The 13,882-nt window shown below is 64.0% G+C and carries 16 protein-coding genes; 13 read left to right on the forward strand and 3 right to left on the reverse strand.

Annotated features, from left to right (window positions below):
• Window positions 1–108: 108 nt before the first annotated feature.
• Window positions 109–1,005 carry a glycine--tRNA ligase subunit alpha gene (locus tag V2I30_RS08025; RefSeq protein WP_330661594.1) on the reverse strand — a complete coding sequence of 299 codons (897 nt, stop codon included), beginning with the start codon at window positions 1,003–1,005 and terminating at the stop codon, window positions 109–111.
• A gap of 327 nt (window positions 1,006–1,332) precedes the next feature.
• On the opposite strand from V2I30_RS08025, the gene V2I30_RS08030 reads away from it, so the two are divergent.
• The 12 genes from V2I30_RS08030 (at window position 1,333) to V2I30_RS08085 (ending at window position 10,215) form a co-directional block, all read left to right on the forward strand.
• On the forward strand, window positions 1,333–1,461 hold the full coding sequence (locus V2I30_RS08030) for a hypothetical protein (protein WP_330661595.1): 129 nt from the start codon (window positions 1,333–1,335) through the stop codon (window positions 1,459–1,461).
• A 273-nt stretch (window positions 1,462–1,734) separates the two neighbouring features.
• On the forward strand, window positions 1,735–1,935 hold the full coding sequence (locus tag V2I30_RS08035; protein ID WP_330661596.1) for a helix-turn-helix transcriptional regulator: 201 nt from the start codon (window positions 1,735–1,737) through the stop codon (window positions 1,933–1,935).
• Window positions 1,932–2,378, forward strand: coding sequence for a hypothetical protein (locus V2I30_RS08040; protein ID WP_330661597.1), 447 nt, complete (start codon window positions 1,932–1,934; stop codon window positions 2,376–2,378). Before V2I30_RS08035 ends, V2I30_RS08040 begins: the two co-directional genes overlap by 4 nt.
• Window positions 2,379–2,459: 81 nt before the next feature.
• On the forward strand, window positions 2,460–3,437 hold the full coding sequence (locus V2I30_RS08045) for a TraB/GumN family protein (protein WP_330661598.1): 978 nt from the start codon (window positions 2,460–2,462) through the stop codon (window positions 3,435–3,437).
• Window positions 3,438–3,632: 195 nt separating this feature from the next.
• Complete coding sequence (locus tag V2I30_RS08050; RefSeq protein ID WP_330661599.1) at window positions 3,633–4,325, forward strand: 50S ribosomal protein L25/general stress protein Ctc; 693 nt, start codon at window positions 3,633–3,635, stop codon at window positions 4,323–4,325.
• 211 nt (window positions 4,326–4,536) lie between these two features.
• On the forward strand, window positions 4,537–5,640 hold the full coding sequence (locus V2I30_RS08055; protein ID WP_330661600.1) for a serine hydrolase domain-containing protein: 1,104 nt from the start codon (window positions 4,537–4,539) through the stop codon (window positions 5,638–5,640).
• Window positions 5,641–5,670: 30 nt separating this feature from the next.
• Window positions 5,671–6,243: an aminoacyl-tRNA hydrolase gene (gene pth, locus V2I30_RS08060; RefSeq protein WP_330661601.1), complete on the forward strand. Its 573-nt coding sequence runs from the start codon at window positions 5,671–5,673 to the stop codon at window positions 6,241–6,243.
• A 28-nt stretch (window positions 6,244–6,271) separates the two neighbouring features.
• Window positions 6,272–7,267, forward strand: coding sequence for an SDR family oxidoreductase (locus V2I30_RS08065; RefSeq protein ID WP_330661602.1), 996 nt, complete (start codon window positions 6,272–6,274; stop codon window positions 7,265–7,267).
• Entirely contained in the window at window positions 7,267–7,635 is a 369-nt protein-coding gene (locus V2I30_RS08070) for a VOC family protein (RefSeq protein WP_330661603.1), read from the forward strand. The genes V2I30_RS08065 and V2I30_RS08070 overlap by 1 nt, the downstream gene beginning before the upstream one ends.
• Before the next feature lie 46 nt (window positions 7,636–7,681).
• Entirely contained in the window at window positions 7,682–8,782 is a 1,101-nt protein-coding gene (gene ychF, locus V2I30_RS08075; protein ID WP_330661604.1) for a redox-regulated ATPase YchF, read from the forward strand.
• A 17-nt stretch (window positions 8,783–8,799) separates the two neighbouring features.
• On the forward strand, window positions 8,800–9,279 hold the full coding sequence (locus V2I30_RS08080; RefSeq protein ID WP_330661605.1) for a MaoC family dehydratase: 480 nt from the start codon (window positions 8,800–8,802) through the stop codon (window positions 9,277–9,279).
• 108 nt (window positions 9,280–9,387) lie between these two features.
• Window positions 9,388–10,215 (forward strand): DUF1206 domain-containing protein, encoded by an 828-nt coding sequence (locus V2I30_RS08085; protein WP_330661606.1) that lies wholly within the window; start codon window positions 9,388–9,390, stop codon window positions 10,213–10,215.
• Between the two features lie 18 nt (window positions 10,216–10,233).
• Here V2I30_RS08085 and V2I30_RS08090 read toward each other — a convergent pair whose 3' ends face one another.
• Window positions 10,234–10,716, reverse strand: coding sequence for a hypothetical protein (locus tag V2I30_RS08090; RefSeq protein ID WP_330661607.1), 483 nt, complete (start codon window positions 10,714–10,716; stop codon window positions 10,234–10,236).
• Entirely contained in the window at window positions 10,716–12,590 is a 1,875-nt protein-coding gene (gene mutL, locus V2I30_RS08095; RefSeq protein WP_330661649.1) for a DNA mismatch repair endonuclease MutL, read from the reverse strand. The genes V2I30_RS08090 and mutL overlap by 1 nt, the downstream gene beginning before the upstream one ends.
• A gap of 225 nt (window positions 12,591–12,815) precedes the next feature.
• Here mutL and V2I30_RS08100 point away from each other — a divergent pair, with 225 nt between their 5' ends.
• Window positions 12,816–13,859: a rod shape-determining protein gene (locus V2I30_RS08100; protein ID WP_330661608.1), complete on the forward strand. Its 1,044-nt coding sequence runs from the start codon at window positions 12,816–12,818 to the stop codon at window positions 13,857–13,859.
• The last annotated feature ends 23 nt before the right edge of the window (window positions 13,860–13,882 follow it).

A 13,882-nucleotide genomic window follows, 5' to 3' on the forward strand; every position in this document is an offset into this window, starting at 1 on the left:
TCGTGCTGAGCTTGTCGAAGCACCGTACTTTCTTCAAGTTCGACGCCGAAAGTGAAGAACGGCCCTTCGACAAGCTCAGGGCGAGCGGGTTTATGGGGCAGCGCATCGTCACAGCGTCCACTCCGGATACTTCTCCGCCCATTCAGGAGCAATCAGCTGGGCGTATCTCTCGCAGGAACCGCGCGCCAGGTCGCGCACGCGGCCCATGTAGCTGGCGCGTTCCTGCACGCTGATTACGCCGCGCGCCTGCAAGAGGTTGAAGATATGGCTCGCCTCGATGGCCTGTTCGTAAGCCGCGATGGGAACATCGGCTTCCAATGCATTCTGGCATTCCGCCTCGGCCTTGGCAAAGAGGTCGAACAAAGCGTCGGTTTCCGCGACCTCGAAGTTCCATTTCGACATCTGCTTCTCGTTCTCGAGAAACACTTCGCCATAGGAGACGCCGCGCCCGTTGAAGTCGAGCTCGTAGACGCTGTCGACGCCCTGGATATACATCGCGAGCCGCTCGAGCCCGTAGGTGAGCTCGCCGGCGACCGGTTTACAATCGAAGCCGCCCATTTGCTGGAAATAGGTAAACTGGGTGACTTCCATCCCGTCGCACCAGACTTCCCATCCAAGGCCCCAAGCGCCCAAAGTCGGGCTTTCCCAATCGTCCTCGACGAAGCGGATGTCGTGCTTCAGGGGATCGATGCCGATCGCGGCAAGGCTGGCGAGGTAGAGCTCCTGAATGTCGGCGGGGCTGGGCTTCAGGATCACCTGATACTGATAGTAATGCTGGAGCCGGTTGGGGTTCTCGCCATAGCGCCCATCGGTCGGGCGGCGGCACGGCTGCACGAAGGCGGCGTTCCACGGCTCCGGGCCGAGAGCGCGTAGGGTCGTCGCGGTGTGAAACGTCCCGGCCCCCATGCGCATGTCGTAGGGCTGGAGAATGACGCAGCCCGCCGCCGACCAGAAGTCGTGCAGCGTCAGGATCATGTCCTGGAACGAGCGCGAGGGATTACGCATAGGCACCGCGGTGTCGGAGTGCGGATCGATCGGCGGTGTTCGGGGGACGGGATTCGTGTCGGGATTCATTTCGAAGGGGGCCATGGCCGATGGGGTCAGAAGGGTCAACGACCGAGGGGGGCGCGACCGTGAGCGAAAGGCGCGGGAAACGCCCGGGCATGCGCGCCTTCGGGACGGGTTTCGTGGGGTCATCTGGAAGGTAAATATGACCAAATGTCAGGTCATATTGATATGTCAGCGAATCACTACATATAGTCAGCACAACCTGACATATCGGAAGGTTGTCACGACTACCGCAAACCTTCTTCCTCCCCAGGAGACTTCAAGATGAAACACCTCACCGCCGCCCTCGCCGCATTGCTGACGACCGCCATTCTGGTCAGCCCCATCGCCGCCGATGACACCAGCGGCATTTCAGGGATTATCGCGACCCTAGCCCCTGTCGTCCTCGCCTGACTGACGCACCGAAGCTGGGAGACCCACGTGATGCTCCCACGACTCCGAACCTGCCGCGCCAACCGGGCGACCCACGCAACCGATGTGATCTGGGGCATCTTTATCGAGCTTCAGCTCTACATCATCGCCGCAAGCTAAGGACGACTGCCATGAAAAACCTCACCGACACGATCTCCATGAAGCGCTGGCAGGCCTACGTTCTGCTCGGCATGGCCGGCTTTGCCGTCGGCAATGTCCTTGCGAAGACCACCACGGCCCTCGGCCTTTGAGCGCATGAAGAACCGCCTCAAAGTGCTGCGCGCCGAGCGCGACTGGAGCCAGGCCGAGCTGGCCGGGCGGCTCGACGTCTCGCGCCAGGCGGTCAACGCGATCGAGACCGGCAAGCACGACCCCTCCCTCCCCCTCGCCTTTCGCATCGCGCGCCTGTTCGAGATGCGGATCGAGGAGATTTTCGACGATGGAGAAAACGCATGACCGACAAGAGCGAACTCTCCCCCGGCGAAGCGCGCACGCGTCAGCGTCAGCGGCGGCAGATAGGCTATGCATTGGTTGCCGCCCTGGCCGGCCTGTTGATAGGCTACTTCACCGGCTTCTTCGACCAGGGCGACGGCGATCTGTTCGCGGGCAACTGGGAACAACTGAAGCTCTCGCCCGCGGCCTCGATCGGTCTCGCGATCGCGCTTGCAGCGGCCTTCCTCGCATTGCCGCTGTGGGGCTTCAGCCAGATCGACGATTACAAGCGCCAGCAGAATCTGATCGGTTTTACCGGCGGTTGTCTTGCCGTGCTCGCGGGCTTCCCGATCTGGGTGGCGCTTTATGCGGGCGGGTTTCTGCCTCCGCCCGATGCGTTCGGTGTCTTCCTGCTCGCTTTTGGCGGCATGCTGGTCACCTTCGTCGGCGCCAAACTGCGCGGCTAGCCGGCACACACGGCTTGCCCCTTCGTTCAACCCGCTGTCATATATTACGACTAGAGACTTACCCCTGAAAGGAACTATCCCATGAAATTGCGCAACATGCTTACCCTCACCGCCGCAGCTCTCGCACTCAGCACCGCACCGCTGGCCGCACAGGACCATTCCGGCCATGCCGACCACGCCTCGCACAGCGCAGACGAACATGCGGCCCACATGGCAGCGCAGGAAAGCGCCACCGCCACCGCGCTGCCGAGCGGCCCCGAAGGCCCTGCCCTTTGGAAGGTCTCCGACGAGGACACGACCATTTACCTCTTCGGCACGGTCCACGTCCTGCCCGCCGATCTCGAATGGTACGATGCCGAGATCGACGAGGCGCTGATGGCCTCGGACACGGTCGTCACCGAGCTGTTGATGGACCCGGCGAGCGAAGCGGCGATGCAGCAGCTCGCCATGAGCCGCGGCGTCTTTACCGATGGCACCACCCTGCGCTCGCTGCTGACCGAAGAGCAGGCAGCCGCCTACGAGGCGGGCGTCGCCAGCATCGGCGCACCGCCTGCCGCCTTCGACCAGCTGGAGCCGTGGATGGCGGGTCTTACCCTCACCATGGTGCCGGTCATGCAGGCCGGTTACGATCCAAATTCGGGCGTCGACAAGGTGATCATCGCCAAATCCGGCGATCGCGCCAAGGAGGCGCTCGAAACGCCCGAATTCCAGCTCGGCATCTTCGACAATCTGCCGACCGACAAGCAGATCGAGTTCCTGATGGAAGCGGTCGAAGCCATGCCGGAAGCCAAGACCACGCTCGATGAGATGGTCGGCGAATGGGCGCAGGGCGACCCCGTAGCTCTGGCCGAGGTGATGAACGCCAATATGGACGATCCCGCTCTCGCCGAAGCGCTGCTCTATGCGAGGAACGCAGCCTGGGCGCAGTGGATCGACGAGCGGCTCGACACGACGCCGGGCACCGTCTTCGTCGCGGTCGGCGCCGGTCACCTGGCGGGCGACAAGAGCGTACAGGCCTATCTGAGCGAGCGCGATATCGAGACCGTGCGGGTCCAGTAAGACCCAAGCGAGAATCTCCCGAACGCGCCCGGCCCGTCCTTCCCCGGGAGGACGGGCCGCCACGCCTTCACCGCAACAATAAGTTGAACTTTCCCGCGAGCGCGCTATGAGCCTCGCCCTTCGGCGCCCTGGTCATCCCTGGAGGCGGGGCAGAGCCGAAAGACATATCAATCACGTTTTCGAAAGGTCAATGTCATGAGCGATGCTCTTACTTTGCCCGCCGAAGCGCGCGAACGGGCAGGCAAGGGAGCCTCCCGTGCACTTCGCCGCGAAGGTCGGGTTCCCGCCGTTATCTATGGCGGCAAGGACAATCCCACGCCGATCCATGTCGAGGAGAAGGAACTGGTCCGTCAGTTGATGACCGGCCACTTCATGAACTCGATCGTGAAGATCGAAGTCGGCGGCAAGACCGTCCGCACGCTGCCCAAGGATGTCGCTCTGCACCCGATCACCGATCGCCCGATGCACGCGGATTTCTTCCGCCTGGCGCGCGATGCCAAGGTCGAGGTCTCGATCCCCGTGGTCTTCACCGGCGAAGAGCTGTCGCCCGGCCTCAAGAAGGGCGGCGTCCTCAACGTCGTGCGCCACGAGCTCGACCTGATCTGCGAAGCCGACAAGATCCCCGGCGAGATCGAGCTTTCGGTCGAGGGCAAGGAAGTCGGCGATTCGATCCATATCAGCGAAGTGAACCTGCCCGAAGGCAGCGTAAGCGCGATCACGGATCGCGACTACACGATCGCAACGCTCGTCGCCCCGTCCGCGCTCAAGAAGAGCGAAGAGGAAGGCGACGAAGAGGAAGTCCCCGCAGACGGCGTGGCCGCGACCGAACAGGGTCCGGACGACGATGCCGCACAGGAGCAGGAAGACAAGGCGCCCGAGGGCGAGTAAGCTTCCCGCGAACGCAATCACCAAGGCGCCGGGCTGGGAAACCAGTCCGGCGTTTTTCATAAGTCACCCCGAACGCGGCGCCCGCGATCGGTGGTGCTTGGCTGTTCATCGAAGCTCTATGTCGCTTCTCGAAAGCTGGCCATAGGACGCGTCGGGCTACGCGCGGTGACAATGAATCGCGCGCTCCCGTCCGCCTCACCTTGGATGTTGCATGTTCACGATCTACATGGCCGCTGCATTGAGCGCTGGGTCCGCCTGTCACTATGAGGGCCCGCCGCGCCACGCACCTGTCGAATTCCCACTGTCCGACAATCCCCTGAGCGGACACAGCGAGACCGATGGTCTCGAACAAGTCATGGCCCGCGCGGAACTGGCCTTTGCTAACGCTGCAATTGCGGTGGCAGTCAGCTATCCTGGTGGAAAGGTTTGGAGCCGGACATCGGGCGCAGACGATGCCGCCCTCTTTCAATGGGCGAGTGTGGGCAAGACCTTTACCGCCAGCGCCGTTATGCAACTTGCCGAGGAAGGCGCGCTTTCGCTCGAAGATCCGATTTCGGCTTTTGTCCCCGGCGTACCGAATGGCGATGTTGCGACTATCCGCGACCTGCTCGGCCACACGGCGGGACTGCCCAATGTGCAGGCCCTCGTCGCGCTGAAGCGCGCCAAACGGCCCGAAACACTCGAGGAGGAGATGACACTTCTCCGCGAGGCAGGGCCGCTGAATTGTCCGGGCGGGGATTTTGCCTATTCCAATTCCGGCTATGCGATCCTCGCGAAGGTTCTGGAACGGGTTACGGGCCGACCGTGGCGCGAAGTTATCGCGCAGCGCACGATCGTGCCGCTTGAACTCGATAGGCTTATCGTCGTCGACGACACCGGTTCGGGACGAGGTGATAAACGGATCGTCGAGGCTAGGCCCGCACAGGGTGAACCCCTGCCCGTCGACGCGCCCGGCGCGGCTGGACCGATAGCAGGCACGGCACACGACATGGTGCGCTTCTGGCGCGACTTTCTAGCCGGTAAGGTCGTCTCGCAGGACAGCCTCGATCTGATGTTCGAATACCTTCACCCCTTCCCAGACGGCGACAACTACTATGGCCTGGGGGTTCAATTGTTCGATCTCGATCCGCCAGGTGGCGAGAGCTATTACCTGGGGCATCTCGGAGGAATGCCCGGCATCAATACGGCGGTTATCTATTCACCGGAAGAAGATATCGTGGTCGCAGTAGCGGTCAGCGGCGATGCGCCTGCCGCCGCAATCAGCGCGCAATTGCTGCGCGCGGCAAGCGGGGACGAAACCACGCCCGCGTCTTGACGCGGCGTGAGGCATTGGCAGGAGCGCCCCATGCAGATCTGGACTGGCCTCGGCAATCCTGGCCCGAAATACGCGCTTCACCGGCACAATGTCGGTTTCATGGCGATGGACGTCATTGCCGAGATGCACGGCTTCGGGCCGGTGCAGAAGAAATTCTCCGGTTGGGCGCAGGAAGGGCGGATCGGCAGCGCGAAGGTGCTGCTGTTGAAGCCCGCGACCTTCATGAACGAAAGCGGGCGCAGCGTTGGAGAGGCGATCCGGTTCTACAAGCTGGGCACCGGTGCGCTTACGGTCTTCCACGACGAGCTCGATCTCGCGCCGTTCAAGGTGAAGGTCAAACAGGGTGGCGGGACGGCGGGTCACAACGGCCTGCGCTCGATCGACCAGCATCTGGGCAGCGATTTTCGCCGCGTTCGGATAGGCATCGGCCATCCCGGGCACAAGGACCGCGTCACGGGCCATGTCCTGGGCAATTATACAAAGGCCGAGCAGGACGATCTGGTCGCGATGCTCGGCGCGTTGAGCGCGGAAGCCGAATGGCTCGCCAAGGGCGAGGATGCGCGCTTCATGAGCGATGTAGCGCTTAGGTTGCAGGACGGCTAGGCTCGCGCTCCGGACAAAGGAGATCGCCATGCCACAGCTCAACCGCCGCACCCTGCTCGCCGGTGCCGCCGCAACCGGCGCGCTCGCCGCCACCGCCGTGCTCGCGCAGCGCGATGTCTACGCCCCGCCCGCCGACATGTCGGGCACCAGCGTTCTCATCACCGGATGCTCTTCGGGCTTCGGTCGGCTGATGGCCGAGGATTTTGCGCGCAAAGGTGCGAAGGTCTTCGCCACCATGCGCAATCTACCGCGCGTCGAGGCGGACGAGCTCGAAGCGCTGGCGGCGGCCGAGAACCTCGATCTCACGGTGATCGAGATCGACGTTATGTCCGACGACCAGGTGACGGCCGGCGTCGCCGAGGCGGGGCGTCTCGCCGGCGGTGCGCTCGACGTGCTCGTGAACAATGCCGGCATCGGCTATGCCGGGCCGATCGAGGTTCAGGACATGGAAGCGACCAAGCTGATCTTCGACACCAACGTCTACGGCCCCCACCGCATGAGCCGCGCCGCCCTCCCAGCTATGCGCGCCGCCGGGCGCGGGATAATCTTCAACATCTCCTCGCAGCTGGGCCGCGTCATCGTCCCTTCGAGCGGGCATTACTCGCCGACCAAATTCGCGCTCGAGGCGATGAGCGAGGCGATGGCCTACGAACTAGTGCCGCACGGGATCGAGGTCTGCGTGATCGAGCCGGGCGGCTATCCGACGAAGGTCTGGGTCAATCGCAATCAACTGGCGAGCGAATTGAAGCAGCGGATGAGCGAGGAGCGCGCCGCCGCCTATCCCGAACTGGTGGCGCGGATGGGCAATGCCGACGGCAGCGGGCGCACCGCCGATCCGATGGACGTCCCCAACGCCATCGGGGAAATCATTGCCATGCCGCCGGGCACCCGCCCCCTGCGCCGCGCGGTTCATCCCGGCAATAAGCCGCAGCTGCCGATCAACGAGGTCGCCGCGAAGGTGCAGGTCAAGTGGTTGGGCGGATCGCCTTACGGCCCGTGGATCGAGGCGGTGCACAACGTGTAATGCGCCTCAATCAGGTCACGGTCGGCTGCACGGATTACGCCGCATCTCTCGCTTTCTACCGCAAACTGGGCCTCAATCTCATCGTCGACGCCCCGCCGCGCTACGTCCGCTTCGAAACCGAGACCGGCGAAACCTTTTCGATCCAGCTGGTCGAAGCGGTGCGCGAGCCGACGACGGTGGTCTATTTCGAGATAGACGCGCTTGACGAAACCGCCGCCGCGCTCGAAGGGGCGGGCCTGAACTTCCATTCGGGTCCGGCCGATCAAAGCTGGGGTTGGCGCGAGGCGCGGTTGCGCGATCCGGCGGGCAACGAGATTTGCCTCTTCCGGGCCGGAGAGAACCGCCGCTTCCCGCCCTGGCGCGGTTGACGCCGCTTTGGGCGGACCCGGCAACACGATACAGGAAAAAACTTTTATGGGTTTCAAATGCGGGATCGTCGGCCTGCCCAATGTTGGCAAGTCCACCCTGTTCAATGCACTCACCGAAACGCAGGCCGCGCAGGCGGCGAATTATCCTTTCTGCACGATCGAGCCCAATGTCGGCCAGGTCGCGGTGCCCGACGAGCGGCTGGAGAAGATCGCCGCCATCGCAAAGAGCGCCAAGGTCGTCGCGACGCAGCTTAGCTTCGTCGACATTGCCGGCCTCGTAAAAGGCGCAAGTGCGGGAGAGGGTTTGGGCAATCAGTTCCTCGGCAATATCCGCGAAGTCGATGCGATCGTTCACGTGCTGCGATGTTTCGAGGACGACGACATTCAGCATGTCGCCAACCGCGTCGATCCGATTGCGGATGCCGAAGTGGTCGAGACCGAGCTGATGCTCGCCGATCTCGAAAGCCTCGAAAAGCGCGTCACCAACGCGGAAAAGCGCGCGACGGCTGGCGACAAGGAGGCAAAGGTGCTCGCCAGCGTGCTGGGTCAGGCGCTCGAGCTTTTGAAGGACGGCAAGCCCGCGCGCCTGGTCCAACCGGAGGGCGAAGAGGAAGCGCGCGTCTTCGCGCAGGCGCAGCTGCTGACCGCCAAGCCGGTGCTCCATGTCTGCAACGTCGCGGAAGAAGACGCGGCGCAGGGCAATGCGCTGTCCGAGCAGGTCTTCGCCAAGGCCGAAGCCGAGGGCGCGCAGGCGGTGGTCGTTTCCGCCGCGATCGAGGCCGAGCTGGTCGAAATGCCGGAAGAGGACCGAGCCGAATATCTCGCCGAACTGGGCCTCGAAGAAAGCGGCCTCGCCCGTGTCATTCGCGCCGGGTACAAGCTGCTGGGGCTCAAGACCTTCTTCACCGCCGGCCCCAAAGAATCACGCGCCTGGACCTTCCCCGAAGGCGCGAAGGCGCCGCAGGCGGCGGGTGAGATCCACACCGATTTCGAGAAAGGCTTCATCCGCGCAGAAACCATCGCCTATGACGATTACATCGCATTGAACGGCGAGAGCGGAGCGAAGGAAGCGGGCAAGATGCGCCAGGAGGGCAAGGAATATCTCGTTCAGGACGGCGACGTGATGCTCTTCAAGTTCAACGTCTGACGCAGGAGCCGCCCGCAGTGAAAACCGACGATCGCTTCTATTTCGAGGATGTCGAGGTCGGCAAGGTCAACGCCTATGGCCGCTACGAAGTCACGCGCGAGGAAGTGATCGAATTTGCCTCGAAATACGATCCACAGCCGATTCACCTCGATGACGAAGCGGCCGCGCAAACCTACTTCGGCAGGCTTTCAGCGAGCGGGTGGCATACGGCATCGATGGTGATGCGCATGATGGTCGACAATTTCCACGCGATCAAACAGGCGGGGCTCGGCTCGCCCGGCGTCGACAAGCTGCAATGGATAAAGCCCGTCTTCCCCGGCGACGTTCTGCGCTGCGAAGCGACGACCCTGTCCAAGCGCCGCTCCAAATCGCGGCCCGAGATGGGTCTGCTGGATGGCCGGGTGGAAGCCTACAACCAGGACGACGAGCTGGTGCTGGTGATGAAAAGTGTTGGCCTGATCGAGGTCCGCGACCCGTCTGTCCCCATCGCGGATTGACCGCGGCGAGCCCGCGAAGCGGGAGCGATCGCAGGTTTATCCTTTTCTCGGAACCAGATACTCGAAAGTCCCGTTGGTCTGCGAAACACTCCAGAGGGAATCCTGCAGATGGTCGACAAGTCCGAAAAGTTCAACTGGCTGGTGCGCACCGGCTATTTCGCCCGCGCTATCCTCTACACCATGATCGGCATCATCGCGTTGACCAGTGCGCAGGCGATCAGCGAGGGCACCGACGGCGTCTTCAAGGCGATCGAGGATTTTCCCGCGGGCACCGCTATCCTGTGGCTGATGGTGATTGGCCTTGCCGGCTATGCGCTCTTCCGCCTTTGCTCACCGCTGTTCGACATCGAGAATAACGGTTCGGACGGCAAGGGCTGGGCCAAGCGGATCGGCCATGCCGGATCGGCGGTCGGTCACGCCGCGCTTGCCTATTCCGCCTTTCAGTTCGCCACGTCGAGCGGCGGTTCGGGTGGCGGTGGTTCCGGCGGCGGCTCGGGCGGCGGCGCGCAGCAGGCGGCGTCGGGCGTGTTGTCGATGGAGTTCGGCGGCACCGTGCTCGGCATCCTCGGGCTCATCTTTTTCATCGTCGCGGCGGTGCAGTTCAAGAAGGGCCTTAGCGGCGACTTCATGAACCGGATTTCGAGCGCGGCGCCCGATGCGACGCGCTGGCTCGGTGGCGCCGGCTTCTGCGCGCGCGGCGTGGTTTACGGCATCGTCGGCTGGTCGCTCGTTCAGGCCGGCTTCGGCAGCGGCGGCGCGCAGCAGATCCGCACGCTGGGCGATGCGCTGGCCGAGCTTGCCGGACAGGGCGCAATCTTCACGATCACCGCGATCGGCCTGCTCCTCTTCGGTATTTTCAGCCTGATCCTCGCGCGCTACCGGATCATTCCGGAGCTCGACAGCGATGCCGGCGTGCCGGAATTCCGAGCAGCCTGACGCCTTAAAATCCGCCCCTTAACCGGGCCAGGAACACTCGACCCGTCCGCGATGCTCGAACACGATCCGTTCGCGCGCATCGCGGACGGTCAGCGTTCCGTTGAAGAACAGCTGTTCGGGCCCCGCGGGCGTCTCGCTCGATCGATCCACCGTCAGCTCGACCTGGTAGTCCGTGCCATCGAAACCGTTCGCGACATTGTTGGGCAGCGGATCGCTTGTGGGACGCGGGGCGAATTCCATCGTCTCGAAATCGATGCGCATGATGCCCTTCTCCCGCGAGGCGGCGAAGAGGTTCTCGCGGTGATTTGCGCCGGGCACGACACAGGTGCCGCGCGACAATCCGAACCTAGTGAGCTCGCCCGTTCCGATCGGCTGCGGATCGATCTGACGCGCGGGACCTTCCGCCGCCCTGTTCATCGCGTCGTAGTCGACGGACGCACCGGGGTTCCCTTCCTCGCAGGCGGAAAGCGCGATCGCGAGAATAAGGATCGCGGGCCGCATCAATGCCGCCCGAACAGCTTTTCGACGTCGTCCATCGACAGCTTGACCCAGGTCGGTCGGCCATGGTTGCACTGGCCCGAACGCGGCGTCGCCTCCATTTCGCGCAGCAGAGCGTTCATCTCGGCGACCGACAGCACCCGCCCCGCCCGCACCGATCCGTGGCAGGCCATGGTCGCAAGCACGTAGTCGAGCCGTTCGGCGAGCAGCAGCGCGCCGCTGTCCTCCTGCTGGCCATGCTTGGCGATATCGTCGGCCAGATCATGCAGCAGCTTGCCGCTGTCGGCCTTCGCGATCGCGCTCGGCACCGCGCGCACCAGCATCGCGTTTGGCCCGAACCGCTCCACCATCAGGCCGTAGCGCGCGAGTCCCTCGGCGGCGTCTTCGAGCCGGTCGCAATCCGCCTCGTCCATCTCGACCACGTCGGGCACGAGCAGCGCCTGGCTGCGATGGGTCGCCTCGGCTGCCCCGGCGCGCTTCAGCCGTTCGAGCACGAGCCGCTCATGCGCGGCGTGTTGATCGACGAGGATGAGACCGTCGCGGCTTTCGGCGACGATATAGGTGTTCGCGACCTGCCCCCGCGCGATTCCTAGGGGGTGGTCGGCGGCATCTTCGGGAAGCGGCTCCGCGGCTTCGGCGCTGCCATGTAGGCTCGCAAACGCCGTCCGCTCGTCGTGCAACATCAGCCCCTTCCCTTGCTGGAAAGGATTGGGAACGGGTGCTTCAGCTGCTGAAGGATAGGACAGTCCCCCCATCCCCGGCCGCTCCGCCGCCGGGAAGGGAGAAGAAGTGGGCTCCGCCTGCCACCGTTCCATCGCCGCGCGGTCCGGGCCTTGCGCGCTGCGACGGTCGCCGGTGGCGAGCGCCTGACGCAGCCCCGAAACGATGAAGCCGCGCACGCCGGATGCGTCGCGAAAGCGCACCTCGGTCTTGGCGGGGTGGACGTTGACGTCGACGTCGGCGGGCGGAATTTCGAGGAACAGCGCCAGCACCGCATGTCGATCGCGCGCAAGCATGTCCGAATAGGCGCCGCGCACCGCGCCGGTCAGCAGCTTGTCCTTCACCGGACGACCATTGACGAACAGATATTGGTGGTCGGCCACGCCGCGATTGTAGGTCGGCAGGCCCGCAAGTCCCGTCAGCCGCATCGTGCCATGCGGTCCCTCGCGCATCAGCTCGATCGCCACCGCATTGTCCTTCAGCTCGCGCGCGACGATCTGCGCGACCCGCGTATCCAATGCTTCATTCGCCTGCGTCGCAAGTCCGGTGCGGGTCTTGCCCTGGCCCTCGTTGGTGAGGGTGAAGGCGATGTCGGGACGCGCCATGGCGAGCCGGCGCACGACATCGAGGCAGGCGATATATTCGCTGCGCGGGGTGCGCAGGAATTTCCGGCGGGCGGGCACGCGCGCGAAGATCTGTTCGACGCGCACGCGCGTTCCTTGCGGAAGCGCGGCGGGACGGTCCTCGATCGCCGCTCCGTGATCGACCACCCGGCGCCAGCCATCGGGAGAACCCATCGCCCGGCTTTCGAGCGTAAGGCGCGCGACGCTCGCGATGGAAGGCAGCGCCTCGCCGCGAAAGCCGAGCGTGTTTGCCAGCTCGATCGCGCCGTCGGCGCCCACCAGCGTCTCCGGCAGTTTGGATGTCGCATGGCGTTCCAGAGCGAGTGCCATCTCCTCGGCGCTCATCCCGCAGCCATCGTCGGTGACGTCTAGCCGGGTCAGCCCGCCATCCTGCAGCGCAACGACGATTCGCTTCGCGCCCGCATCGATCGCGTTCTCTACCAGCTCCTTGAGCGCGGCCGCAGGGCGCTCGACCACCTCGCCCGCGGCGATACGGTTGACAAGATCGTCGGGAAGGCGGCGGATTGTGGGCATTTGTCGCATGCTAGCCCTCGCACGCCGCAAATTCGAGGGCTGCGGGGGAAAATAGCGCGGGGCTTCAACAAAAATTTTAGCATTTGTGCAAAGCATTCGCTAGGCGAGGCGCAGTCTCGACAATCTCGGGATGGATTGCGACGCTTTTACCGGCACTTCCCGGCCGCCAAACCCTCGGCGTTCCGGCCTCCCGCGCACCCATCCCAGGCTTTGGAACAATCATTCATGAGCTTTTTTGCAAACCTCTTCAAATTCGGGTCGCAGAACATGGCGATCGACCTCGGCACGGCGAACACGCTGGTCTACGTGCAGGATCAGGGCATCATCCTGAACGAACCGTCGGTGGTTGCCATCGAAACGATCAACGGGATCAAGCGTGTCAAGGCGGTAGGCGACGATGCCAAGATGATGATGGGCAAGACGCCCGACACGATCGAGGCGATCCGCCCGCTGCGCGACGGCGTGATCGCCGACATCGAAATCGCCGAGGAGATGATCAAGCACTTCATCCGCAAGGTCCACGGAAAGCGCAACCTGTTCCGCTATCCCGAGATCGTGATCTGCGTGCCCTCGGGTTCGACCTCGGTCGAAAAGCGCGCGATCCGCGATGCCGCCTCCAATGCCGGCGCTTCCGAAGTGCACCTGATCCTCGAGCCGATGGCCGCCGCGATCGGCGCGGACATGCCGGTGACCGAACCGGTCGGCTCGATGGTGGTCGATATCGGCGGCGGCACGACCGAGGTCGCGGTGCTCAGCTTGCGCGGCCTCGCCTACACCACCAGCGTGCGCACCGGCGGCGACAAGATGGACGAGGCAATCGTCTCCTACGTCCGCCGGCATCATAACCTCCTGATCGGCGATGCGACGGCGGAGCGGATCAAGAAGGATTACGGCATCGCCGTCACGCCCGAAGATGGCGCCGGCGAAACCATCACCTTGAAGGGCCGCGACCTCGTGAACGGTGTGCCCAAGGAAATCACCATCAACCAGAGCCACGTGGCCGAGGCGCTGTCCGAACCGATCGGCGCGATCGTCGAAGGGGTGCGGATCGCGCTCGAAAACACCGCGCCCGAGCTCGCCGCCGACATCGTCGACCAAGGTATCGTGCTGACCGGCGGCGGCGCGCTGATCGCCCGCCTCGACGAGCATCTGCGCGAGGAAACCGGCCTGCCGGTCTCGATCGCCGAAGATCCGTTGACCTGCGTGGCGATCGGCACTGGCCGCGCGATGGAAGACCCGATCTATCGCGGCGTATTGATGACGGCCTGAGCGTTCGGGCCATACCGCTCGCG

The organism is Erythrobacter sp. (assembly GCF_036351135.1).
Taxonomy (GTDB): domain Bacteria; phylum Pseudomonadota; class Alphaproteobacteria; order Sphingomonadales; family Sphingomonadaceae; genus Erythrobacter.